At 65.6% G+C, this 22,342-nt stretch carries 18 protein-coding genes and 1 tRNA gene; 11 read left to right on the top strand and 8 right to left on the bottom strand.

What is annotated here, in order from left to right; all coding sequences use genetic code 11:
• Window positions 1-28: 28 nt before the first annotated feature.
• The gene (locus ACP7AX_RS11625; RefSeq protein WP_131684426.1) at window positions 29-760 is read right to left on the bottom strand and encodes a DUF72 domain-containing protein; all 732 of its coding nucleotides are present in this window, start codon (window positions 758-760) and stop codon (window positions 29-31) included.
• A gap of 124 nt (window positions 761-884) precedes the next feature.
• Between ACP7AX_RS11625 and ACP7AX_RS11620 the strand changes: the two genes are divergently transcribed.
• The 4 genes from ACP7AX_RS11620 to ACP7AX_RS11605 all read left to right on the top strand — a co-directional run bounded on the left by ACP7AX_RS11620 (window position 885) and on the right by ACP7AX_RS11605 (window position 5,087).
• Complete coding sequence (locus ACP7AX_RS11620) at window positions 885-2,696, top strand: glycoside hydrolase family 15 protein (protein ID WP_426226598.1); 1,812 nt, start codon at window positions 885-887, stop codon at window positions 2,694-2,696.
• Window positions 2,697-2,810: 114 nt separating this feature from the next.
• Complete coding sequence (locus ACP7AX_RS11615; protein WP_131684428.1) at window positions 2,811-3,095, top strand: hypothetical protein; 285 nt, start codon at window positions 2,811-2,813, stop codon at window positions 3,093-3,095.
• Between the two features lie 14 nt (window positions 3,096-3,109).
• Window positions 3,110-3,799 carry an HAD family hydrolase gene (locus tag ACP7AX_RS11610; protein WP_426226597.1) on the top strand — a complete coding sequence of 230 codons (690 nt, stop codon included), beginning with the start codon at window positions 3,110-3,112 and terminating at the stop codon, window positions 3,797-3,799.
• Between the two features lie 106 nt (window positions 3,800-3,905).
• Window positions 3,906-5,087 (top strand): alcohol dehydrogenase catalytic domain-containing protein, encoded by a 1,182-nt coding sequence (locus ACP7AX_RS11605; protein ID WP_131684430.1) that lies wholly within the window; start codon window positions 3,906-3,908, stop codon window positions 5,085-5,087.
• 19 nt (window positions 5,088-5,106) lie between these two features.
• Here the strand turns inward: ACP7AX_RS11605 and ACP7AX_RS11600 are convergent, their stop codons facing one another.
• Window positions 5,107-5,481 carry a sterol carrier family protein gene (locus tag ACP7AX_RS11600; RefSeq protein WP_131684431.1) on the bottom strand — a complete coding sequence of 125 codons (375 nt, stop codon included), beginning with the start codon at window positions 5,479-5,481 and terminating at the stop codon, window positions 5,107-5,109.
• A 308-nt stretch (window positions 5,482-5,789) separates the two neighbouring features.
• Between ACP7AX_RS11600 and ACP7AX_RS11595 the strand changes: the two genes are divergently transcribed.
• From ACP7AX_RS11595 to ACP7AX_RS11580, 4 genes are all read left to right on the top strand, one after another.
• A complete protein-coding gene (locus ACP7AX_RS11595; protein ID WP_131684432.1) occupies window positions 5,790-7,070 on the top strand; it encodes a glycosyltransferase in 1,281 nt (426 codons plus the stop codon).
• A complete protein-coding gene (locus ACP7AX_RS11590) occupies window positions 7,067-8,917 on the top strand; it encodes a right-handed parallel beta-helix repeat-containing protein (RefSeq protein WP_426226596.1) in 1,851 nt (616 codons plus the stop codon). The genes ACP7AX_RS11595 and ACP7AX_RS11590 overlap by 4 nt, the downstream gene beginning before the upstream one ends.
• Complete coding sequence (locus ACP7AX_RS11585) at window positions 8,914-9,990, top strand: hypothetical protein (protein ID WP_426226595.1); 1,077 nt, start codon at window positions 8,914-8,916, stop codon at window positions 9,988-9,990. The genes ACP7AX_RS11590 and ACP7AX_RS11585 overlap by 4 nt, the downstream gene beginning before the upstream one ends.
• A 65-nt stretch (window positions 9,991-10,055) precedes the next feature.
• Window positions 10,056-11,447 carry a UDP-glucose dehydrogenase family protein gene (locus ACP7AX_RS11580; protein ID WP_426226594.1) on the top strand — a complete coding sequence of 464 codons (1,392 nt, stop codon included), beginning with the start codon at window positions 10,056-10,058 and terminating at the stop codon, window positions 11,445-11,447.
• A 168-nt stretch (window positions 11,448-11,615) separates the two neighbouring features.
• Here the strand turns inward: ACP7AX_RS11580 and ACP7AX_RS11575 are convergent, their stop codons facing one another.
• Together ACP7AX_RS11575 and ACP7AX_RS11570 are read right to left on the bottom strand one after the other, a co-directional pair.
• Window positions 11,616-12,632 (bottom strand): asparaginase, encoded by a 1,017-nt coding sequence (locus ACP7AX_RS11575; RefSeq protein ID WP_131684435.1) that lies wholly within the window; start codon window positions 12,630-12,632, stop codon window positions 11,616-11,618.
• A gap of 36 nt (window positions 12,633-12,668) precedes the next feature.
• The gene (locus ACP7AX_RS11570) at window positions 12,669-14,246 is read right to left on the bottom strand and encodes a molybdopterin-dependent oxidoreductase (protein ID WP_131684436.1); all 1,578 of its coding nucleotides are present in this window, start codon (window positions 14,244-14,246) and stop codon (window positions 12,669-12,671) included.
• A 90-nt stretch (window positions 14,247-14,336) separates the two neighbouring features.
• On the opposite strand from ACP7AX_RS11570, the gene purD reads away from it, so the two are divergent.
• Together purD and ACP7AX_RS11560 are read left to right on the top strand one after the other, a co-directional pair.
• Window positions 14,337-15,653, top strand: coding sequence for a phosphoribosylamine--glycine ligase (gene purD, locus ACP7AX_RS11565; protein WP_131684517.1), 1,317 nt, complete (start codon window positions 14,337-14,339; stop codon window positions 15,651-15,653).
• A 1-nt stretch (window position 15,654) separates the two neighbouring features.
• Window positions 15,655-16,593, top strand: a complete 939-nt coding sequence (locus ACP7AX_RS11560; RefSeq protein ID WP_426226593.1) for a phosphoribosylaminoimidazolesuccinocarboxamide synthase — start codon at window positions 15,655-15,657, stop codon at window positions 16,591-16,593.
• Window positions 16,594-16,635: 42 nt separating this feature from the next.
• Here the strand turns inward: ACP7AX_RS11560 and ACP7AX_RS11555 are convergent, their stop codons facing one another.
• The gene (locus ACP7AX_RS11555; RefSeq protein WP_426226592.1) at window positions 16,636-17,910 is read right to left on the bottom strand and encodes a helix-turn-helix domain-containing protein; all 1,275 of its coding nucleotides are present in this window, start codon (window positions 17,908-17,910) and stop codon (window positions 16,636-16,638) included.
• Window positions 17,911-18,041: 131 nt separating this feature from the next.
• Between ACP7AX_RS11555 and ACP7AX_RS11550 the strand changes: the two genes are divergently transcribed.
• Window positions 18,042-18,257, top strand: a complete 216-nt coding sequence (locus tag ACP7AX_RS11550; protein ID WP_426226591.1) for a hypothetical protein — start codon at window positions 18,042-18,044, stop codon at window positions 18,255-18,257.
• Between the two features lie 121 nt (window positions 18,258-18,378).
• Here ACP7AX_RS11550 and ACP7AX_RS11545 read toward each other — a convergent pair.
• The 3 genes from ACP7AX_RS11545 to ACP7AX_RS11535 form a co-directional block, all read right to left on the bottom strand.
• A tRNA-Pro gene (locus tag ACP7AX_RS11545) sits at window positions 18,379-18,455 on the bottom strand.
• 169 nt (window positions 18,456-18,624) lie between these two features.
• Window positions 18,625-20,508: an ABC transporter ATP-binding protein gene (locus ACP7AX_RS11540; protein WP_426226590.1), complete on the bottom strand. Its 1,884-nt coding sequence runs from the start codon at window positions 20,506-20,508 to the stop codon at window positions 18,625-18,627.
• Window positions 20,505-22,325, bottom strand: a complete 1,821-nt coding sequence (locus ACP7AX_RS11535) for an ABC transporter ATP-binding protein (RefSeq protein WP_426226589.1) — start codon at window positions 22,323-22,325, stop codon at window positions 20,505-20,507. Before ACP7AX_RS11535 ends, ACP7AX_RS11540 begins: the two co-directional genes overlap by 4 nt.
• Window positions 22,326-22,342 lie beyond the last annotated feature (17 nt).

The following is a 22,342-nucleotide window of genomic DNA, read 5'->3' as shown; positions in this document are numbered from 1 at the left end:
ACGGCGGCATCCGCCTCCTTCCGTGACGTCAGCCGGCGCCGAGGATCCAGCGCAGGGTCTCGGCGTTCCGCACGGCGTTCCCGCCGCCGTCGTTATTGAAATACACGTAGACGTTCTGACCGGCGTTGGCCCACTCGCGGATGCGGTCCGCCCACCAGTGCAGGTCCGTGTCCGAGTAGGAGCCGCCGTACAGGTGCTGGTGGTCGGGGCCGTGCAGCCGGACGTAGACGAACGGCGCCGTGGTGCGCAGGATGCACGGCAGGTTGGCGCCGCTCATGATGCAGTAGGCAGCCTGGTGGCGTTCGAGCAGGGAATAGACGTCCTGATGGTCCCAACTGGGGTGCCGGAATTCCACGGCAACCGGGATCCACCACGGAAGTGCCGCAAGGAAGTAGTCCAGCCGGGCGTCGTCGCGCGCCATCTGGGGAGGGAGCTGGACCAGCAGCACCGCCCGTTTGTCGCCGAGTTCGTGCCAGCAGCGGGCAATACGCTCGATCCATACTTCCGGTGCGTACAGCTTCTTGCCGTGGGTCAGTCCACGGGGCGCTTTGACGGACAGCTGAAAACCGTCGGGCAGCCTGCGCCGCCAGCTGGCGAATGAGGTATCCCGCGGCCAGCGGTAGAAGCTGGCATTTAACTCAACAGTGCTGAAACGCGCAACGTAATGCTGGAGCCTGTCCCGGGCGGGAAGGCCGGGCGGGTACAGGACGTTCTCCCAATGGTCGTAGCTCCAGCCGGAGGTGCCGATGTGAATCGCCACGGTCAGCAGGGGTCCGGCGGCGTTGCGTGCTTCATGGTGTCTCCGGTGGTCAGGGCCGGCAATCAATTCAGGCTACACCGCCGGAGTTCACCATCCGGGGCACTCCATGTGGCACTGTATTGGAATGGCGCGGATAGAAGATTACGCAGTTGTAGGCGACCTCCACACCGGCGCACTGATCAGCACGGAGGGATCCATCGACTGGCTGTGCCTGCCGCGGTTTGACTCGCCGGCCTGCTTCAACGCCCTGGTGGATACCCCGGAGGCCGGGCGCTGGCTGCTGGCGCCGGAGGGCGGCGGCACCTGCACCAGGCGCTCGTACCGGGAGGGGACCCTGGTGCTGGAAACAGAGTGGGAAACGCCCGAGGGCACCGTCCGGGTCATCGACTTCATGCCGCCACGGGACGAGGTGGCGGACATCGTGCGGATCGTGGAGGGCGTGAGCGGCAGCGTCAGGATGCACGGCGAACTGACCTTGAGGTTCGACTACGGGCACATTGTTCCCTGGGTCCGGCGGGACAAGCACGGACTCCACGCCATCGCGGGACCGGACGCCGTCTACTTTGTCACCGATGCGCCTTTGCGCGGGGAAAACCTGCACTCCGTCAGCGACTTCACCGTGCAGGCGGGGGAGCGCGTTCCGTTCGTCCTGACGTGGGCTCCCAGCCACGTGGGCCGCCCCCACACCGTGGCAGCCGAGGAGGTGCTGAGCACCACGCTTGCCTTCTGGCGGGGCTGGGCTTCGCAGTGCACGGTCAAGGGTAAATACCAGGACGCCGTGGCACGTTCGCTGATCACACTCAAAGCCCTGACCTATGCTCCCACCGGCGGCATCGTCGCCGCCGTGACCACGTCCCTCCCGGAACAGATCGGCGGTCCGCGCAACTGGGACTACCGCTACTGCTGGCTGCGGGACGCCACCATGACGCTGCAGGCACTGTTGGCTGCGGGCTACACGGCGGAGGCGGCCGCCTGGCGTGACTGGCTGCTCCGTGCCGTGGCAGGGGACCCGGCCGATCTCCAGATCATGTACGGGATCCACGGCGAACGCCGGCTGCCGGAGATGGAGCTGCCGTGGCTTGCAGGGTACGAGAACTCCAAACCTGTGCGGATTGGCAACGGCGCCGCGGAGCAGCTTCAGCTGGACGTCTGGGGCGAGGTGCTGGACTGCCTGGCACTGACCCGGCACTCCCTGTTGAAGCACACGGACGAATCCTGGGATCTGCAGGTGACGTTGATGGAACACCTGGAAACGGTCTGGGACCAGCCGGACAACGGGCTCTGGGAGATGCGCGGGCCACGGCGCCATTTCACCCATTCCAAAGTGATGGCCTGGGTGGCCGCCGACCGCATGGTGAAGGGTGTGCGCGAGTTTGGGCTTCCGGGCCCGGCCGAACGCTGGGAGGCGCTCCGCGATACCATCCACCGGGAAGTGATGGCCAATGGCTTTGACTCCGTGCGCAACACCTTCACCCAGTCCTACGGGCGGCCGGAACTTGACGCCAGCCTGCTGCTGATTCCGCGGGTGGGCTTCCTCCCGGCTGATGATCCCCGGGTGCTCGGAACAATCGATGCGATCCAGCGTGAGCTTACGGAGGATGGCTTTGTCCTGCGCTACCGTCCCGCCGAAAGCGACGACGGCCTCCCGGGGGATGAGGGCGTGTTCCTCGCGTGTTCCTTCTGGCTGGTGGAGGCATTGTTGGGCGCAGGGCGTTCGGAGGAATCCGCAGCACTGTTCGAACGGCTGCTCGAACTCCGCAACGATGTGGGGCTCCTCAGTGAGGAATGGGGCGTGAAAGCAGGCCGGCAGCTGGGCAACACACCCCAGGCCTTCAGCCACTTTGCCCTGGTCACAAGCGCCCTTGAACTGCATCAGGATACGGTTCGCAGGAGCGATACCCCTATCCCCCCGGAGACGGAAAGGGTCGGGCAGTAAGGGTCTTGGGCCGAAGGGCCCTACTGCTCCGCGCAGGAAGTAAGTATACTTACTAAGACTGACGGGAAGCGCTCCAAAGAAGGCACAGCGCAGTGACTGATAGGGGTAAGTGCAATGGCCGGATATTTTGAACTGGTGGATGCGCCTGACGGCGGCTACAGGGTGAGAATGATGGATGGTTCCGGGAATTTGATGGCCATCTCTGTGACTTTTCCAACCAAGCGGGCGGCCGTAAAAGGTGTCGAACTGGCCCGCGAGATCGCTGGCACGGGCCTGATCAGGGATTGCAGCAGCAACGGCGCTGGAACTGTTATTCGGGATCGGGTCCGTCCGGCTTCCCCGAAGGACAAGGCTGCCGCACGCAGTAAGAAGCTTTCCGCCCGGGCTGCTGTCGGGTGACGGCCCAGCCGGGGATGCGACGGGCTATCCTCTTTGATGTTGACGGGACCCTGGTTGACTCCGCCTACCTGCATACGTTGGCCTGGTGGCAGGCTTTCCGGATGCGGGATTTTGACATTCCCATGGCGGCCATCCACCGGTGCGTCGGCATGACAGGCAGCCTCCTTGTTGACACCCTCCTTCCGCCGGACCGTAACCGGGATGCGGACGCCGAAATCCTCAGCAGCCACTCGGCGCTCTTCGCTTTGAACTGGCCGTCGCTGCGCGCATTGGACGGCGCAAAGGAACTGCTCGCAGAATGCCACGCCCGCGGGCTGGCAGTCGCCCTGGCGTCATCGGCCCGCGAGCCGGACCTTGCGGCTGCGCGGAAGGCGCTGGGTGCCGATGCGTTCATTGACGCCGCCACAGGCCCCGCTGACGCGAAGGCGAGCAAGCCTGCTCCGGACCTCCTGATTGCCGCGCTCAAGGCCGTTGGGGGCTCGGCGGCCGGCGCCGTCTACGTCGGGGACGCAGTGTGGGACATGAAGGCTGCCGTGGCCCTAGGGGTGCCGGCCATCGGAGTCACCTGTGGCGGCACCAGCGCGGCCGAGCTCCGGGAGGCCGGTGCGGCAGAGGTGTTCGCCGGTCCACGGGAGATCCTCGAAAACCTGGAGGGCAGTGCCATCGGCGCCCTGCTTGCACAGGCCTTCCCTACGCCACGCTGACGTTAGTCCTGCTTCCGGAAAATTCATCAGCCTACTTACGTTTTCTCACCGGACGGGTTAGCGTCGGACTACGGATAACCACCCCAACCCCATGGAAGGCAGGCTCATGAAGGCCCTCACCTGGCAAGGCAAACGTTCAGTCCGCGTGGAAGAAGTCCCGGATCCGGTGATCCAGGAACCCACGGATGCGATAGTGCGGATCACGTCCACAGCAATCTGCGGCTCGGATCTCCACCTCTACGAGGTGCTCGGTCCTTACATGCACAAAGGCGACGTGATCGGACACGAACCCATGGGCATTGTGGAGGAAGTGGGCAGCGGCGTCACCAACCTCCGCAAGGGTGACCGGGTGGTGGTTCCCTTCAACATCTCCTGTGGCCACTGCTACATGTGCAGCCAGGGCCTGCAGTCCCAGTGCGAGACAACCCAGGTCAAGGACAAGGGCTCAGGCGCCGCCCTGTTGGGTTTCTCAGAGCTGTACGGTTCCGTTCCCGGCGGGCAGGCAGAGTACCTTCGCGTGCCGCACGCGGACTACGGCCCGGTGAAGGTCGGGGCCGAGCTGCCGGACGAGCGGTACCTGTTCCTCTCCGACATCCTGCCCACCGCCTGGCAGGGAGTGGAGTACGCGGATGTCCCGCCCGGCGGCACCCTGGCGGTCTTCGGCCTGGGGCCGGTGGGCCAGTTCGCCGCACGGATCGGTGTCCACCGCGGTCTGCGGGTCATCGGTGTGGACCCGGTGCCCGAGCGGCGCGCCATGGCCGCCCGGCACGGCGTGGAAACGCTGGACTACAGCAAGGGCGTTGCCGACGAACTACGGGAGATGACGGCCGGCCGCGGTCCGGATGCGGTGGTTGACGCCGTCGGCATGGAAGCGCACGGCTCCCCTGTGGCCGGGTTCGCCCATCAGGCGCTCGGCCTGCTGCCGGACAAACTGGCCCAGAAGGCCATGGAGACGGCCGGCGTGGACCGCCTCGCTGCACTGCATACTGCCGTGGACGCGGTCCGGCGGGGCGGCACCCTTTCCCTCAGCGGCGTCTACGGCGGGCAGGCAAGCCCCATGCCGTTGCTGACCATGTTCGACAAGCAGCTCCAGGTGCGGATGGGGCAGTGCAACGTGCGGCGCTGGACGGATGATCTCCTGCCACTGGTGGAGGACGACGCCGATCCGCTGGGTGTCATGGATCTGGTCACCCACCGCTCGGGGCTTGATGGCGCCCCCGCGCTCTACGAGAAGTTCCAGAAGAAAGAGGACGGCTGCATCAAGGTGGTCCTCAACCCCGGGCAGTAGCGCAACAGATAGCGGCGGGTCAGAGCGGCAGCAGTGAAGACAGGTCCGCACGCAGGCCTGATGCTGCCACTTTGCCCGCCGCCACAGCCTCTGCCCAACCTAACTGGCCGGTGACCATCCCCAGCCAGGTGGCGGCGTCGCACTCAATCACGTTCGGCGGCGTGCCGCGGGTGTGCCGGGGACCCTCAACGCACTGGGTGACGCCGAACGGCGGCACCCGGACCTCCACGGAGTTCCCCGGTGCCCGCGAGGTGACTTCTTCGAGGGTGTACCGGACCGCCGTCGCGGTGACAGCCCGGGGGACTGCGCCCGACGGCGAGCCGGCAGCTTCCTGCCACGCGGCAAGCGCCGCTTTGCCCTCTTCGATGCCGATACGACGGCGCGCTATGGCCATGCGGGCGGAGTCCCCTTCCGGAAACAATCTCAGTAATCACTTGTGCAAACGCGAGTACTCCGGACGGAAGAAGTCGGGTAGCCGCGAAGTCAATTAGGGTAGCGCGAATACTGGCGGCGGAGTAATCCGTCCGGGCATTGTGGTTACAAGGCTCATCGCAGAGTCGGCAGCAGTGAATAGCCCGGCCCCCACAGTAGGGGCGATCCAACCAGGGCTTCCGCCACCGATTCGATGTGGCGGTCAGGACTGGCCGCCGGCGTCTCCGCCCGGCAGTCCCTCACTGACATCCACAACAGTAAGGGCCGCTCATGCCTCCCCTTCCCCTGGACTTCAACGATGCCTTCCGCAGCCTCACCGGCGGCAGCTTCAGCGAGTTCTACGCCGAAATTTCACCCTACTTTCCACTTGCAGTTGCCGGCATGATCGTCTGGGGCCTGTGGCTTTACAGGTTCATCCTCTCCCACCGCGCCGGCCCGATCGTCACAGACTTCCGCGCCTCGACGTCGGTGGTGGTGCCGTCCTTCCATGAGGATCCGGACATCCTGATGAGCGCCCTGGAGTCCTGGCGGGCCCAGAAGCCGGACGAAATCATCGTGGTCCTGGACGTCGAGGACCTGGACGCCTACCACCGGATCACCGCCCTGGGGGACGAGACCATCCGTCCGGTCCTGTTCCACCACGTGGGCAAGCGGTCCGCGCTGGGAGTGGGCATGCGGATGGCCCGGTTCGAGATCCTGGTGCTCACCGACTCGGACACGTGGTGGCAGCCGGGCCTGCTGGAGAACGTCCAGATGCCCTTCGAGGACCCCACCGTGGGGGCAGTGGGAACCCATCAGACCGTCTACCAGCGGGACACCAGCGTGTGGCGGCGGATAGCGGACTGGCTGGTCAACGTCCGGTACCTCGATTACGTCCCGGCGATGGGCCGCGCCGGTGCGGTGCCCTGCATCTCCGGCCGCACAGCCGTTTACCGGCGGAGTGCCGTCATGGGGCTCATCGAGCACCTGGAGAACGAATACTTCATGGGAAAGCGCTGCATTTCCGGCGACGACGGACGGCTCACCTGGCTGGTGCTGGCCTCCGGCTACAAGACCGTCCACCAGTCCTCAGCCCGGGCACTGTCCATGTTCCCCGCCAGTTTCCGGGCATTCATGAAGCAGCGCATCCGCTGGAGCCGGAACTCGTACCGGTGCTACCTCACCGCCATTGCCAAAGGGTGGCTCTGGCGGGTCCCGTTCGTGACCAAGGTGACCGTCCTCCAGATCATCCTCACTCCGCTGACCATGGGCCTAACCATGTTCTACCTCATCTTCAACCGGCTGGACCCCACACCCTTCGGCGTGGCAGCGGCAGCGTGCTGGCTCCTGCTGGGCCGGGGGATCCGGGGGATTTCGCACCTGCGCCGGCACCCCAAGGACATCCTGATCCTTCCCGTCCTGGCGGTCACCGTGATCCTGGTGGCTCTCCCCATCAAGCTCTACGCCTTCGCCACCATGAACAAACAGGGCTGGCTGACCCGCCATGCGGACCAGCTGGGCGGGGACGGGCAGGACGCTGCGAGCCTGACCACGGGTGAGGTGGCAGCATGAGGGCGGGCCGCGCGCTGGTGGTTGTTGCACTCACCGCCGCGTTGGCCACCGCAGGCTTCATCTACGCCGGAAACATCGGCAAGGGTGAAGCTGTGGATGCGGTGGGCCGCAACGAGATCGCGGACAACGGCAACGTCCAGGGGGTGCTGTATCCGGGCGATCCCGCCTCCGAGGCGCGCCTCGTGGAGCAGGAAGACGAACGCCTGGTGTACGTGCGGACCGTCGCGTCGGCAGCCCGCTGGCGGGTGGAAGGCCTGGAGGGTGCCTACCGGATCCGGACAGGTTCGAGCTACACGCTGGTCCTGCCCGCCCGGAACGAGGCCTACACCCTGGCCGACCTGCTGGCATTGGCGCCGCACGCGTTCCGCCTGCAGGATGGCGGGTCTTACCTGCTTTCCGAGAGCGTTGCTGTGCTGGCCGGCGCCACCCTCACCCTGGCTTCGCCGGACCCGGCCCGGGGCCTGGACATCCGGCTCGAAAGCGGCGCCCAGGGGTTCGCCTCCGTGGTGGCGCTGGGCGGGTCCCTCACCTTGGGCGGCTCTGAAGCCGCCAAGGTTTCCATCACCAGCTGGGACAGCACCAAGGGTGGCCCGGACAAGACCACCGAGGACGGGCGGGCCTACATCCGCGTGGTCGGCGGCCACGCGTCCTTCGCCCACTCGGACGTCTCCTATCTGGGATTCTGGAGCGGAAACACCGGCGGGCTGTCCCTCACCGGAACGGACGCCGTCGGGTCCTTCGGCGAGCAGCAGCCGGCGGCGGCACAGGCCCCGGAGGCAGACGGCGGAGCCCGGCTACTGCCGGAGGCCGAGCTGCAAAACCTCACCCAGGAATCGGCCCAGGACTACAGCGTGGTCACGGCGGGCATTGAAAACCTCCGGGTCGAAAACAACGCCTTCGGTCTTTTCGTGACCAACGCCCGGGATGTGGTGGTTAGGGACACCGTCATCTACGGAAGCCTGGTGGACGGCCTGGTCCTCCACCGGTTTGTCTCCAACGCCACCATCACCGGGACGTCCTCCTCCGGGAACGCGGTGGACGGGTTCAGCATCGGACGGTCCACCGAAAGCATCAGTTTCGAAAACATCCAGGCGAGGGAGAACGGCCGCAACGGGCTCTCCATGGACGGACGGCCGCTCGCCGACGGGCCTAACGCCGTAGGAACCGCCGTCGACGGCTACGGCGGCAACCAGGTCAGCGGCGGTTCATTCGACGAAAATGCCCGCTACGGGATCGAGGTGGTGGGCGGGGCTGGCCTGACCGTCCGGAACAACAGGCTCGCACGGAACGAGGTGGGCATTGTGGCAACGGACGGGGCCACGGACGTGACCATCGCCAACAACATCCTCCTGGACCAGACCAGGCAAGCCGTAGCGGTTCGGGAGGCCGGATCAAGGGCAGAGGTCACTGGCAACACCATCACCGGTGGGGATACTGGTATTTACGTCCGGGATGCAGGAGCCGTGGTGAAGGAGAACACCCTGAACAACATTTCCAATCACGGCATCACCTTGCTGGGCGATGTCAATGAAACCAATGTCGAGGGCAACTACGTCGCGGGCAACGGGTCCACAGCAATCTGGGCTGAAGATTCGGCAGGCGCCCTGCTGGGAGAAAATGACATCCTGGCCTGGGTGCCGGCCTACACGGTGGAGCGCGTGGTGAAGTCCGTCTTCCAGCCGCTGACCTTCATCTGGTTCCTGCTGGGGGCACTGTTGTTGGTGACCGCCGTGGCCCGCGGCAAGAACGCCGAACGTGTCCTCCGCAGCCCTTACGCCGACCACGTCCCGCTGACCTCGCTCAGCAGGGGAGTGGTGACGTATGACGACGTGAGGCAGCTGCAGTGACGGGCCGCCGGTTGGAGCCCCGCGTCTGGATCGCCCTCGTCTCCATGGTGCTGGTCATGCTGGTGGTTGTCTTCGCGGTGGTCAGTTTCCAGAACGCTGCGCCAAGGACTGATACTGCCCCTTCTCCGGGCCAGCAGGGGACGGCGGTCCCCTCGGGCGCAGCCGGCGGACCGGCGGCTGTTTCACCGGGCTGCCCGGCAGCGGGCGTGACAGTGACCACGGCGGCCGAACTGACGGCAGCCCTGGCTTCCCCGCAGCCCGGCGCCGTCATTCTCCTGGCAGACGGCGTCTACGTGGGCAACTTCGTGGGAACCGGGACCGGGACGGCAGAGCAGCCCATCACGCTGTGCGGTGGAAAGGGAGCAGTGCTCGACGGCGGCGGGCCGGAGGACGGTTACGTCCTGCACCTGGACCGGGTTGCCTATTGGACGCTACAGGGATTCACGGTCCGGAACGGGCAAAAAGGGGTGATGCTCGATGCGGCCACCCAGTCGGTCATCCAGGGCCTGGCGGTAGAAGGCACCGGTGACGAAGCAATCCACCTGCGCAGGTTCAGTTCGGACAACCGGGTGGTGGGCAACACCATAACCGGTGCCGGACTGCGGAAACCCAAGTTCGGCGAGGGCATCTACATCGGCACGGCCGAGAGCAACTGGTGCGACATCACAGCGTGTGAACCGGACAGGAGCGACCGCAACGAAATCCGGGAAAACACCATCTCCGGCACCACCGCGGAAAGCGTCGACATCAAGGAAGGGACCTCGGACGGGGCCCTGATCGGCAACAACTTTGAAGGTTCATCCATCCAGGAGGCCGACTCCTGGGTTGATGTCAAAGGCAAGGGCTGGCGGATAGAAAGGAACACAGGCAAGAACTCGCCCTTGGATGGGTTCCAAACACACGAGATCCTCGACGGCTGGGGCACCGGGAACGTCTTCCGGGAGAACACCGCCGAAGTCAACGGTCCCGGGTTTGGCTACTCATTGAAACCGGTGCGCGACAACGTGGTCGAGTGCAGCAACACTGCCTCCCAGGCGGAGCAGGGACTCTCCAACCTGCCCTGCACCAACTAGGGAACGTCCCCGGAAACCCGGAATTCTGCTCAATCCTCGCCTGACAAATAAGGAACGAGAAACCAATGCACACCATAGAGTCCTCCAGCGCGCCCAAAATCACGGTGATCGGTACCGGGTACCTCGGCGCAACGCACGCAATCTGCATGGCGATCATGGGCTTCGATGTCCTGGGCTTCGACGTCGACCACCACAAAATAGACCAGCTCCGGGCAGGCAAGGTGCCCTTTTTTGAACCCGGACTTCCGGAAAAGCTCGAGGAGGCACTGGCCTCCGGCCGGCTGAGGTTCACCACCGATCTGGATGATGTGGCCGAATTCGGCGATGTTCACTTCATCTGCGTGGGCACCCCGCAGGCTCCCAACTCGTCCGCGGCAAACCTCAGCTACGTGGAGTCTGCGTTCTCCGGGCTCGCTGCCCGCATCGGGCGCAAGGCACTGCTGGTGGGGAAGTCCACGGTCCCTATCGGCACGGCTGAGCGGCTCACGAGGATGGTTGCGGACATCTCCCCGCTGGGCGCCGAACTCGAACTCGCCTGGAACCCGGAATTCCTCCGGGAAGGTTTCGCGGTCCAGGACACCCTGCACCCGGACCGCCTGGTGTTCGGTGTGACATCGCCGTGGGCCGAAGAAATGCTGCGGCGTGCTTTCAAGCCACTGCTCGACGACGGGACACCCCTGATCGTTGCGGACCTCGCCACCGCGGAACTGGTCAAAGTGGCTGCCAATTCCTTCCTGGCCACCAAGATCTCCTTCATCAACGCCATGGCTGAAGTCTGTGAGGCCACCTCCGCGGATGTCAGCCTGCTGGCGTCCGCCCTGAGCCTGGATGACCGGATCGGCGGCAGGTTCCTCAAACCAGGGCTTGGTTTCGGTGGCGGGTGCCTCCCCAAGGACATCCGTGCCTTCAAACACCGCGCCGAGGAGCTCGGAGTGGGGCAGGCCGTCAGCTTCCTGGGCGAGGTGGACTCCATCAACAACCGCCGCCGCGTCCGCACGGTGGACCTGGTGCGGGAGCTCGCCGGCGGGAACCTCGAGGGGGTAAAGATCGCCGCCCTCGGAGCTGCCTTCAAACCCAATTCAGATGATGTCCGCGATGCCCCGGCCCTGGACGTGGCGCGGATGCTCTACCTCGAGGGGGCCATCGTTTCTGTCTACGATCCGGAAGCAAACGCCAACGCCCACCGGCTGTACCCGGACCTTAACTATGTGGGCAGCCTGGCTGCCGCCGTTGAGCAGGCGGACGTGGTGGCACTGCTGACCGAATGGGAGGAGTTCCGCGCGGCGGACCCGGACGATCTGGGGGTCCTGGTGCGCCACCGCCGCATTGTGGACGGACGGCACGCGCTCGATCCTGAGCGCTACACGTCGCGGGGCTGGGAATACCGGGCACTGGGGCGTCCTTACCAGCCGAGCATGGCTGCCGCCGTCGCGCCCATCCAGGACAGCGCGGCGTAACGGGCGCCTCAAACGGGGCCCACAGGAGGTCCGGGCCGCTGGCGGCGCGCAGTGGGCGCGTCGTCCAGTGGTCCGGGCGCCCTGCGGCTTAGCGGGCGCCCTGCGGTTTTTCGGGCGGCGTTCAGTCGGGCGGAGTTCAGCAGTCGGGCAGAGCTCAGTCGAGCGGCTTCAGTCGAGCAGGGCGGACACGGCCGGGCCCAGGCGGATCCTGCCCACCGGCTGGCCGCCGCCCATCACCGGGCTGACCACTTTTTCCAGGACGCTGGAGACACCGGGGATGTCCACCGCTCCGGCGGCGGCGAGCATGGTCAGTCCCACCAGGGACGTGGCTCGGATGTTGCCGTCCAGAATTTTCACGGCCACTGACACGCCCTGCGGGGTGGCCATGGCCAGCACACCTTCGGCTCCGATCTTGGCGAGGATTCCGAGCTCGTCCATGACCACGGTGTTATCCTCGCCGCGGCCCTGGACCGCCCACGGGTAGTCCAGCATGGATGTGGCGATGGTGGCCGCGCGGGCGTTGGAGTTCTTGTCGCCCGGCGCTTTGGCCAGCATGGAGAAGGCGCGTGCCAGGCCGGTCAGGGATACGGCAGCTACCGGGGCGCCGCAGCCGTCAATCCCCAGGTGCGCGATGCGTTCTCCGGTGTACTCCTCGATCACGCTGCGCACCCGTTGCTGCAGGGGATGGTTTGGCTCGAGGTAACTGTGCGTGTCCCAGCCGTTTTCGGTACAGGCCCACAGGAACGCCGCGTGTTTCCCGGAGCAGTTAAAGGCCAGTTTCGACTTGCCCCGTTCGGAGCGCACCAGCCAGTTGCGGGCTGTTTCGTCGTACGGCCAGGCAGCCGGGCACTGGAGGTGTTCCTCGGTGACGCCAGCGGCTTTCAGCATTCCCTCCGCAACGTCCATGTGGTCCAGGGATCCCGAGTGGCTGCCGCACGCCAAGGCAACCTGGGCGCCGCGCAACGGAACACCTGACTGCATGGAAGCCAGTGCCTGCAGCGGCTTCAGCGCTGACCTGGCAAAGATGGGGGTGGTGATGTCACCCAGTTCGGTCACCACCGTGCCGTCCGCTGCCAGCAGCACCGCGGAGCCGATATGCCGGGACTCCACAAACCCGCTGCGTTCGATGACGGCCAGTTCGACGGCGGAGTCCACGGTGAACGTGGCATGGGGGTTGTGCGGCATGAAGCCAGTCTAGGGGCCGGACCGCCCAATCCCCGGCTACTCCACGGTGACCATGACCGACTGCCAGCCGGACGCGCCGTCGGGCACCGGATCGGCCCGCTGGTCGGTCTGGACTTCGCCGGTGCCGTCCGTGGCGCGGACCTTGATGTAGTGCGGTCCGGGGGTGGCCTCCCAGGCGAAGGACCACTGGCGCCAGGTGATGAGGGACGCCTCGGTGGACAGGACTGCTTCGGCCCAGGGGTTGTTGTCGATCTGGACTTCAACCTTGGTGATGCCTCGGGTCTGGGCCCATGCCGTGCCGCCGATCGCCACGCGCCCGGCCGGCACCTTGGCGAAGGACTTCGGGACCTCCACCCGGGCCATCGTCTTGATCGGGCCGCGCTCGGACCAGCCTCGCTGCGTCCAGTAAGCCTTGCTGTCCGCGAACCGTGTGACTTCCAGGTCCACCACCCACTTGGTGGCGGAAACGAACCCGTACAGCCCGGGCACCACCATGCGCACCGGGTACCCGTGCTCCAGCGGGAGGGGCTCGCCGTTCATGCCGATCGCCAGCATGGCGTCGCGGTCATCCTGCAGTACTTCCAGCGGTGTGGAAGCGCTGAAGCCGTCGATCGACGTCGAGAGCACCATGTCCGCCCCGTCTTTGGGGCGGGCCCGCTTGAGGACCTCACGGATCGGCAGGCCGAGCCAGCGCGCATTTCCGGCCAGATTCCCGCCCACCGGGTTGGACACGCAGGTGAGCGTCACGTGCGATTCGATGAGATCGGCGTCGAGCAGGTCCTGGAAGGTGAGGCGGACCTCCTCCTCCACCAGGCCGTGGACCCGGAGCTCCCAGTCATCCACGTTGATTTCGGGAACGCTCAGGGCGGTGTCGATCCGGTAGAAGTCGCCGTTGGGGGTGATCCACGGCGTGACGCCGGGGGCGGGGGACTGGACGCCGGCGGGAACGGCCGCGGCCGGCTTCACCGGGGTGGGCAGCTGCAGGGCCTCCCGGGCCTGGGCGATGTTGCTGCGCGCGGCACTCAGGAGGCGTCCGCCGGTGGCAGCGATCCCGGCAGCGATGGCGGTGACTCCGGCGGCCGCGAAGAAGCGGCGCCGGCTGGTGGCTGGACGGCCGGGTTCCTTGGCGCCCGTGTCAGCAGGCGCTTCCGGCCAAGCCTTCAGCCGCCAGAGCGGGGCGATCAGCAGCCGGAGGACCACGAGCCCGGCCACCGTTCCCAGAACGGTGGGGACGGCGTCGAGCGGTTTGACGCTTGCCCGCGTGACCACGCTGGCCACGATCACCGCCCCCATGAACAGGACACCCGCCACGCCCAGCGCCCACTTCCGGTAGGCCGCCACGCCCAGCACGCAGGCCAGCAGGAAGATGGTCAGCCCCATGCCCACGAACAGCGCGGCCTTGTCATTGGTGCCGAACGTTGCGATGGCAAAATCCTTCATCCACGGCGGCGTGAAATCGATGAAGGTGGACCCCAGCGCGATCACGGGAGTGGCCCGCGCCGTAAAGAACGCCCCGATCAGCTCCGCGACGGAAAGTACGACGGCGGCCGCCACCACGCCGGCCAGCGCGGCCATGGCGGTGGGACCCTTGAGCCAGTTCTGAAGCTTCTTCATGCCTTGGGTTCGTAGCCGATGCCGCAAACGATCGCCGGGCAGGGACACAGCTTAGGAGCGGGCAGGGTGCACAAAGTACCCTTGGAGACTGTGAAGGTACTCGTCATCGGCCCCGGAGGCCGCGAACACGCCATTGTCCGCTCCCTGCTCGCCGACCCCAACGTGTCCGAGGTCCACTCTGCTCCCGGCAACGCCGGCATCAGCAAACTGGTCCCCACCCACAAGGTCGACGGGAATGATCCCGACGCCGTCGCGGCGCTGGCCACCAGGCTCGGCGTCGACCTCGTGGTGGTGGGCCCCGAAGCCCCGCTCGCTGCCGGGGTATCGGATGCAGTCCGTGAGGCCGGTATTCCTGTCTTCGGGCCCAGCAAGGCCGCGGCCCAGCTCGAAGCCTCCAAGGCATTCGCCAAGGAAATCATGGCCGAAGCCGGCGTGCCCACGGCCATGGCACTGGTGGCCACGAACGCGGAGGAAGCAGCCTCGGCGCTGGACACCTTCGGTGCACCGTATGTGGTGAAGGATGACGGCCTGGCAGCAGGCAAGGGCGTTGTGGTCACCAAGAATCGCGACGAAGCACTGGCACACGCCCAGGCCTGCTTCGACGCCGGCGGAACCGTGGTCATCGAGGAATTCCTGGACGGCCCCGAGGTCTCTGTCTTCGTGCTGTGCGATGGCCGCAACACCGTGGCGCTTTCCCCGGCGCAGGACTTCAAGCGCATCTTCGACAACGACGAAGGCCCCAACACCGGCGGCATGGGCGCGTACACCCCGCTCGAATGGGCGCCCGCCGGACTGGTGGACGAAGTCATCGATCGCGTCGCCCAGCCCACCGTCAAGGAGATGGCCCACCGCGGTACCCCGTTCGTGGGTGTGCTGTTCGTTGGCCTGGCCCTGACCTCGCGCGGCACCCGGGTCATCGAGTTCAACGTCCGCTTCGGCGATCCCGAAACGCAGGCGGTCCTGGCCCGGCTCAAGACCCCGCTCGGTGCGCTGCTCCTGGCAGCCGCGAAGGGCGAACTGGATAAAGCGGCGGAGCTGCGCTGGTCCAAGGAGACCGCCGTCGCCGTCGTCGTCGCGTCCGAAAACTACCCGGACAAGCCGCGCACCGGCGACCGCATCCGCGGCCTCAAGAAGGCGGAAGCCCTTGAGGGCGTGCACGTGATCCATGCGGGTACCGCGCTCGACGACGAAGGCAAGGTGGTCTCCGCTGGCGGCCGGGTGCTTGCGGTTGTTGCGCTCGGCACGGACCTCGTGGAGGCCCGGGAACGGGCGTACGACGGCGTGGAACTGGTTCAGCTCGAAGGCTCCCAGTTCCGGACCGACATTGGACGGAAGGCGGCCCGCGGCGAGATCAAGGTTGCGTCCACGGCAACCACATCGCTGCCCGTGACGAAGGCGAAGGCATAGCATGACCGAAAATATCCCGCAGCGCGGCTTCAACACCCCCACCCTGGATCTGCCGGGCTGGACGCACATCTACTCCGGCAAAGTCCGTGACCTCTACGAGCCGGCCGACGAAGCCATCCGCCAGCAGGTGGGGCAGGATTGCGTCCTGGTGGTGGCCAGCGACCGTATCAGCGCCTTCGATCACGTCCTGGAGAGCGAGATCCCGGACAAGGGCCGCATCCTCACCCAGCTGAGCCTCTGGTGGTTCGATCAGCTTGTCGTGGTCCACCACGTGCTGGGGTCCACCGTTGCGGACGGCGTGCCCGCGGCCGTGGAGGGCCGCGCAATGATCTGCAAGAAGCTGGACATGTTCCCCGTGGAGTGCATCGCCCGCGGCTACCTCACCGGGTCCGGGTTGCTGGAGTACAACGCCCACGGGACGGTCTGCGAAATCCCGTTGCCCGAGGGCCTGGTGGACGGGTCACGGCTGGAACAGGCCATCTTCACGCCCTCAGCCAAGGCCGAGGTGGGGGAGCACGACGAGAACATCTCCTATGACGACGTTGTGGCCATGGTGGGCGACGACATCGCCGGGCGGCTCAGTGAGCTGACCCTGAAGATCTACACGGCGGCCGAGAAAATTGCCCGCGAACGCGGCATCCTCCTGGCCGACACCAAAGTGGAATTCGGCTACGACGCAGTGTCCGGCGCCATCACCCTGGGCGATGAAGTCCTTACCCCGGATTCCTCCCGCTTCTGGGATGCAGCCACCTATGAGCCGGGCAAAGCCCAGCCGTCATATGACAAGCAGTATGTCCGCGACTGGCTGACCTCGGCCGAGTCCGGCTGGGACAGGAACTCGGACACCCCACCGCCAGCGTTGCCCGCGGACGTTGTGGCCCGCACCCGCAGCCGCTACGTAGAAGCTTACGAGAAGCTGACCGGCAAGGCTTTTTCCTAGCCGTCTTTTGAGTTGGCCGACCTTCGCGTCAGCCTGCTCCGGTCAGCTTGCTTTGGCGTTTTTCGCCGCGGCGGCCGACCGCTCCTGGGCGAGCCGGATCTCCAGGATCGAGTCCAGTGCCTGCTGGACCCTGTCCTGGGCCCCGGCTGAGCTGAAGTCCTTCTGAGCTTCGTGAAGATACACGAGGGCTTCGTCAGGTTCGCCGGCTGCCTTGAGGGATTTGCCCAGCAGGAGAGCTACCTCGCCCGCGGTGTGCTTGGCCAGCGAATCGGCCTCGGCATGGATCTCGCGCAACTTCTGGATGGCGGCGACGATATCCCCGGTGAGGTACAGCCAGCGGGCGCGGATGAAGGCGACCTCCAGCTCATCGCCTTTGGTGCCGTTGACGATGGAAAAGGCAAGTTCCGCTCGTTCAATGGAAGCCAATGTCTCCGGCTCCACAATCCCGGCTGAGAGCCGCACAGTTGCCGAGGCCTTGTTGAAGCGTGCCCACAGTTCAATGTCATTGGCTGGTGACAACAGTTTGGCCGCACGCTCGTGGTGTTTGACACCCTCGGTGTAGTCGTGGCGAATAAATGCGACGTTGCCGATCACCCAGGCCACTTCGCCCGCGAGTTGGGCCATCGCATTTTCGTCCACGTGCTCCGCCAGAACCTGGCAGTAGCGCCACGCCTCGTCCAGCCGGCCGCTCTCTGCCAGTGCACCGATGAGGATGCGGTGTGCCCCGATGGAGACCGTCGAACTTTGGGGCAGTTGGGATGAAAGGTTCACGGCTTCAAGTGCATGGTCTACTGCGAGGGACAGTTGGCCCTGGCGGTGGAACACTGCAGCAAGCATCTGCCGGGCCCTTACGCCGAGGCCCGCTGACTCCCTTGCCATGGGATGCTCCAGCAACCGCTCCACGATCTGCTGGCACTCCTGGAGGTCGCCGTGCTTGAGCAAGCATTCTGCTTGCATGTAGGTCATGTTCCACCAGGCGCTGGTGTTTTTCCCTTCGAGGGCAATTTGGGCCGCGTTGGCTGCATGGCTGGCGGCGAGCGGGTAATCTCTCAGGTCCCAAGCCTGCCGCGCGTAGAGGCCTGCCAGTACATACTCGGCGTCACTGACGGTGATTGGCTGGCTCCAGGCTTCCAGGGCTTTCGGCGCGAGTTCCAACCGGCGGGCCAGTTCCTCGATGACCTCGGCCGTAGGCTCCCTGCGGCCGGTTTCCAGGAGAGAAATGTAGCTCGGGGAATAGAGGTCCCTACCCAGTTCGGCCTGGGTCAGCCCACGTTCGAGCCGCTCTGCTCGGAGCTTCTCCCCGAATCCGTTGCCCACGGGAAATCCTCCTTATTCTGGACAGCATATGTACACAAAGCTTGACAGTCCCTGTGGAAGACATTTTACAATAGGTGTCAACAAGGACGTGCTGACTTTGTAACGAATCCGACTCGTATTGAGGACTACATATGTTTAAGAAGATAGCTGCGGCTGCCGTCCTGGCAGGCGCCTTGGCATTCTCCGCAGCGGCCCCGGCCGTCCTGTCCGCAGGTTCCGTATCTGACTCCTCAGGTGTATCGGCAGCAACCGGCATCTGGCCGGACCCGGCTTCCTCGAAGGCCGATAAGAAGGGCAAGGGCACTGCTTACACCACCTACACCGGCATCTGGCCCGACCCGGCCTAAGTAACCACTCAACAGGAGAAGCCCCGGTGCACGAGTCCCAAGCACCGGGGCTTTTCTGTGCCCTGACCGATGCGAAAAAGTGACAAAAAAGAGGGTCTTCCCGGGGAGACCCTCTTTCCTTTGGTCGGGATGACAGGATTTGAACCTGCGACCTCGTCGTCCCGAACGACGCGCGCTACCAAGCTGCGCCACATCCCGATCCGCTGCAAAAGCAACTTTACAAGAATAGCCGACGCCGGGCCTGGATGCGAAATCGGCGGCGCTGGTGTTCCCCCGCTTTGCCCAGCGACAGCGCGTATCCGACGGTGAACCGCCGACGTCGCCCCTCAAAGATGGGGAAACCCGGCGGGCACGGGGGACCGGATCCCTAGACCAGGGAGTCCTTCCAGGCGCCATGGAGGTCTGCGAACCGTCCGCCGCCGCCGATCAGGTCAGCCGGTGTGCCGTCCTCCACAATGCGTCCGTCGTGGACCACCAGGACGCGGTCAGCCGTTTCCACGGTGGAAAGCCGGTGCGCGATGATCAGCGCAGTCCGGCCGCCGGCTGTGGTGGATTCAGAACCCTCAGCCGACGCGGTGCCGCCGGCAGTAGGGCCAGGACCGACGGTGGACCGCAGCAGGCGCGCCAGGCCACTCTGGACCAGCCGCTCGGAAGGGATGTCCAGGGATGACGTGGCTTCGTCCAGGATCAGCACCGCAGGACGGGCCAGGAAGGCGCGGGCGAAACTGATGAGCTGCCGTTGACCTGAGGAGACCCTGCCACCGCGCTTGTTGACATCGGTGTCATATCCTTCCGGCAGTTCCGTGATGAATTCGTGGGCCCCCACGGCACGGGCGGCGTCTTCGATTTCTTCGCGGGAAGCTTCAGGCCGGCCAAGGGCGATGTTGTCCGCCACGGAGCCGCTGAACAGGAACGCCTCCTGGGTGACCATCACGATGTTCCGGCGCAGATCGGTGGTGCTGAGGTTCCGTAGGTCCACGCCGTCCAGCGTCAGGGAGCCCGCTGTGACGTCGTAGAAACGGGCAATGAGCTTAGCCAGCGTGGACTTGCCGGCGCCGGTCTGACCGACCAGGGCGACGGTCTGGCCGGCGACGATGTGCAGGTCCATGCTGGGAATGATGATGGGGCCATCGCCGTAGCGGAATTCCACGCTCTTGAAGTCGATGGTGCCCCGGGCATGCTGGAGGGTCACAGGATTTTTGGGCGGCCTGACCGTGGGAACCTCCTCCAACAGGCCGGACACCTTCTCCAGGGCAGCCTGGGCACTTTGGAAGGAGTTGTAGAACATGGCCATCTGGTCCACCGGCTGGAAGAACCGCTTGGTGGACAGGATGAGGGCCAGCAGGACGCCGACGGCCAGATCCCCGCCGAGTACCCGGAAGCCGCCGAACAGGAGCACCACGGCCACGCAGACGTTGCCGATCAGCACCAGGCCCGGCTGGAAGATGCCGTTCAGGTTGATGGACCGTACGGTGACCCGCCGGTAGTCATCCGAGTATTTGCCGAACTGTTCGGCGTTCTCGCGTTCCTTGCGGAAGGCCTTCACAGCACGGATCCCGGTCATGGTTTCCACGAAGTGCACGATCAGGCGCGCTGAAACCACCCGTGATTCGCGGAAAGCGATCTGGGAGTGCTTTTGGTACCAGCGGGCCAGGAAGTACATGGGTACGCCCGCTGCGAGCACCAGCAGTCCACTGCGCCAGTCGAGCGCGAAGACGGTGATGGCAGTGAAGACCATAAACAGCATGCCCGAGGCCAATGAGCTGACGCCGGAATCGAGGAGTTCGCGCAGGGCCTCCAGGTCCGAGGTCTGCCGGGCAATGATCCTGCCTGAGGTGTACTTTTCGTGGAATTCGAGGCTGAGCCGCTGGGTGTGCTGGAAGACCCGGACCCGCAGGTCCAGCAACATGGCCTGGCTGAGCCGTGCGGTGGCGGTGACGTACAAAGCGGTGAGTCCCGCCGTCGCGATAGCGGCAAGCAGGTACGCGACGCCGGTGAGCACCAGCGGCACGTTGTCCCCGGCACGCAGGGCCGGGAGGGCGCGGTCGATGCCGAACGCGATCAGCGCCGGCCCGGCGACGCGGGCGGCCTGCGAGAGGACCACCATGGCGATCGTCAGCCAGAACTTGAGGCGCACGGGACGGATCAGCACGGCAAGCAGGGCGAGCGACCGCCGTCGTACGGTCTTACTGTCGCTCTTGCTGAGGTGGGCGTTGTCCTCGTTGGCGGTGCCGAAGGTGGTGGTGGTCATCGCGTGATTTCCTCTGACTTTGAATCTGCCTCTTCCTCAAGCTCCGAAAGTTCCGAATCCAGGTCACGTGGTTCCCGGTCCAGGCTGGCGATGACGTAGCGGTAGTGGGGGCTGTTTGCCAACAGTTCGGTGTGGGTTCCGACGGCGGCGATCCGGCCGCCCTCGAGCAACGCCACCCGGTCGGCCAGGGCAACAGTGGACGGGCGGTGCGCCACGATCAGGGTGGTGGTGTCCTTCAGGACCGCTCGGAGCCGCGTTTCCACCAACTCCTCGGTGTGGACGTCAAGGGCGGACAGCGGATCATCCAGCACCAGGACGCGAGGCCGTGCTGCGATGGCACGGGCCAGGGCGAGCCGCTGGCGCTGGCCGCCGGACAGGCTCAGGCCCTCCTCGCCGATCAGGGTGTCCACACCCTCCGGGAGCGAGTACGCAAAGTGCGCCTGCGCCACGTCCAGGGCCTCGTCCAGGGCTTCATCGGTGCGGTCCTGCGCGCCCAGCAGCACGTTGTCGCGCACAGAACTTGAGAACAGCGTGGTGTCCTCGAAAGCTACGGCAACCAGGCGGCGGAGCTGCTCGACGTCGAACTCGCGCAGGTCCACGCCGTCGATGGTGATGGAACCGGCGGTGACGTCGTACAGCCGGGGCACCAGTTGGATCAGTGCGCTCTTGCCGCTTCCGGTGATGCCCACCAGCGCCATGGTTTCGCCTGGCCGGACGTCCAGGTTGATGTCCTTGAGGATGGGCTTGTCCGGGGCATCCTCAAAGGCGAAAGTGGCGTTGTTGAAGCTGAGGGCGCCCCTGAGCTGCGCGGGCTTTCGCGGCGACGCCGGGCTGGTGATGGTGTTTGCCGTGTCCATGACCTCGAAGTGCCGGTCCAGGGCTGTTTTGGCCGTGAGCGCCATGGCCAGCAGCATGCCGGAGAACTCCACCGGTGTGGCCATGACTGCGGCAGTGGCGAAGAAGGCCACCAGGGCGCCGATGCTCAGCTCGCCGCTGGCTACCAGCATCACACCGACCACCAGGCCTGCGCCGAGGGCCAGTTCGGGCAGCAGGGTGACCACCATGGTGAACGTGGCCTGATGCCGGGCTTTGGCGATCTCGGTCTGGCGGAGTTCCTCCGCCTGTTCGTTGAAATTCTCCAGGGCCTCGCGGCTCCGGCCGAACGCCTTCAGGACCCGGATGCCGTGGACAGATTCCTCCACCGTGGTGGCGAGATCGCCCGCCTGGTCCTGGCTGCGGCGGGCCACCTTGCTGAAGCGGGTACGGAAACGGAAGCTGAACGCCATGATTGGCACAGCTGCGGCCAGGAAGATCAAGGCCAGTTGCCAGCTCATGGAGAACATGACGGCGATGCCGATGATCACGGTCAGTGTGGTGACCACCAGCATGATGGCCCCGAACGCCATCCAGCGGCGCAGGAAGTTCAGATCCGTCATGGCGCGGGAGAGCAACTGCCCCGAACCCCACCGGTCATGGAAGGACACCGTCAGGTCCTGCAGATGCCCATACAAGGTCACCCGCATGTTCGTCTCCACGGTGGTGGCCGGGTTGATCACGAACTGCCGGCGGAGCGCCACGAGGACCGCCTCGGTGATACCAAGGGCAAGGATGACGACGGCGGCCATCCACACCGCGCTCGAGGCGCCGCCCGGTTTGAGCGACTCATTGACCAGGACACGGAGCACCTGGGGGATGGTCAGCGCAACGATGCTCGCCAGCAACGCACAGACAAGCCCCAGCACCAGGCGGGGGATAATCGGCTTGACGTGGGGGTAAAGACGGCTGATGGATCTAAAAAATGAGGTCTGCTTGGCCATGCCCGCTTCTCATACTC

The sequence above is a fragment of the Pseudarthrobacter sp. DSP2-3-2b1 genome, assembly GCF_049895945.1.
Taxonomy (GTDB): domain Bacteria; phylum Actinomycetota; class Actinomycetes; order Actinomycetales; family Micrococcaceae; genus Arthrobacter.
This window is presented reverse-complemented; position numbering and strand designations above follow the sequence as displayed.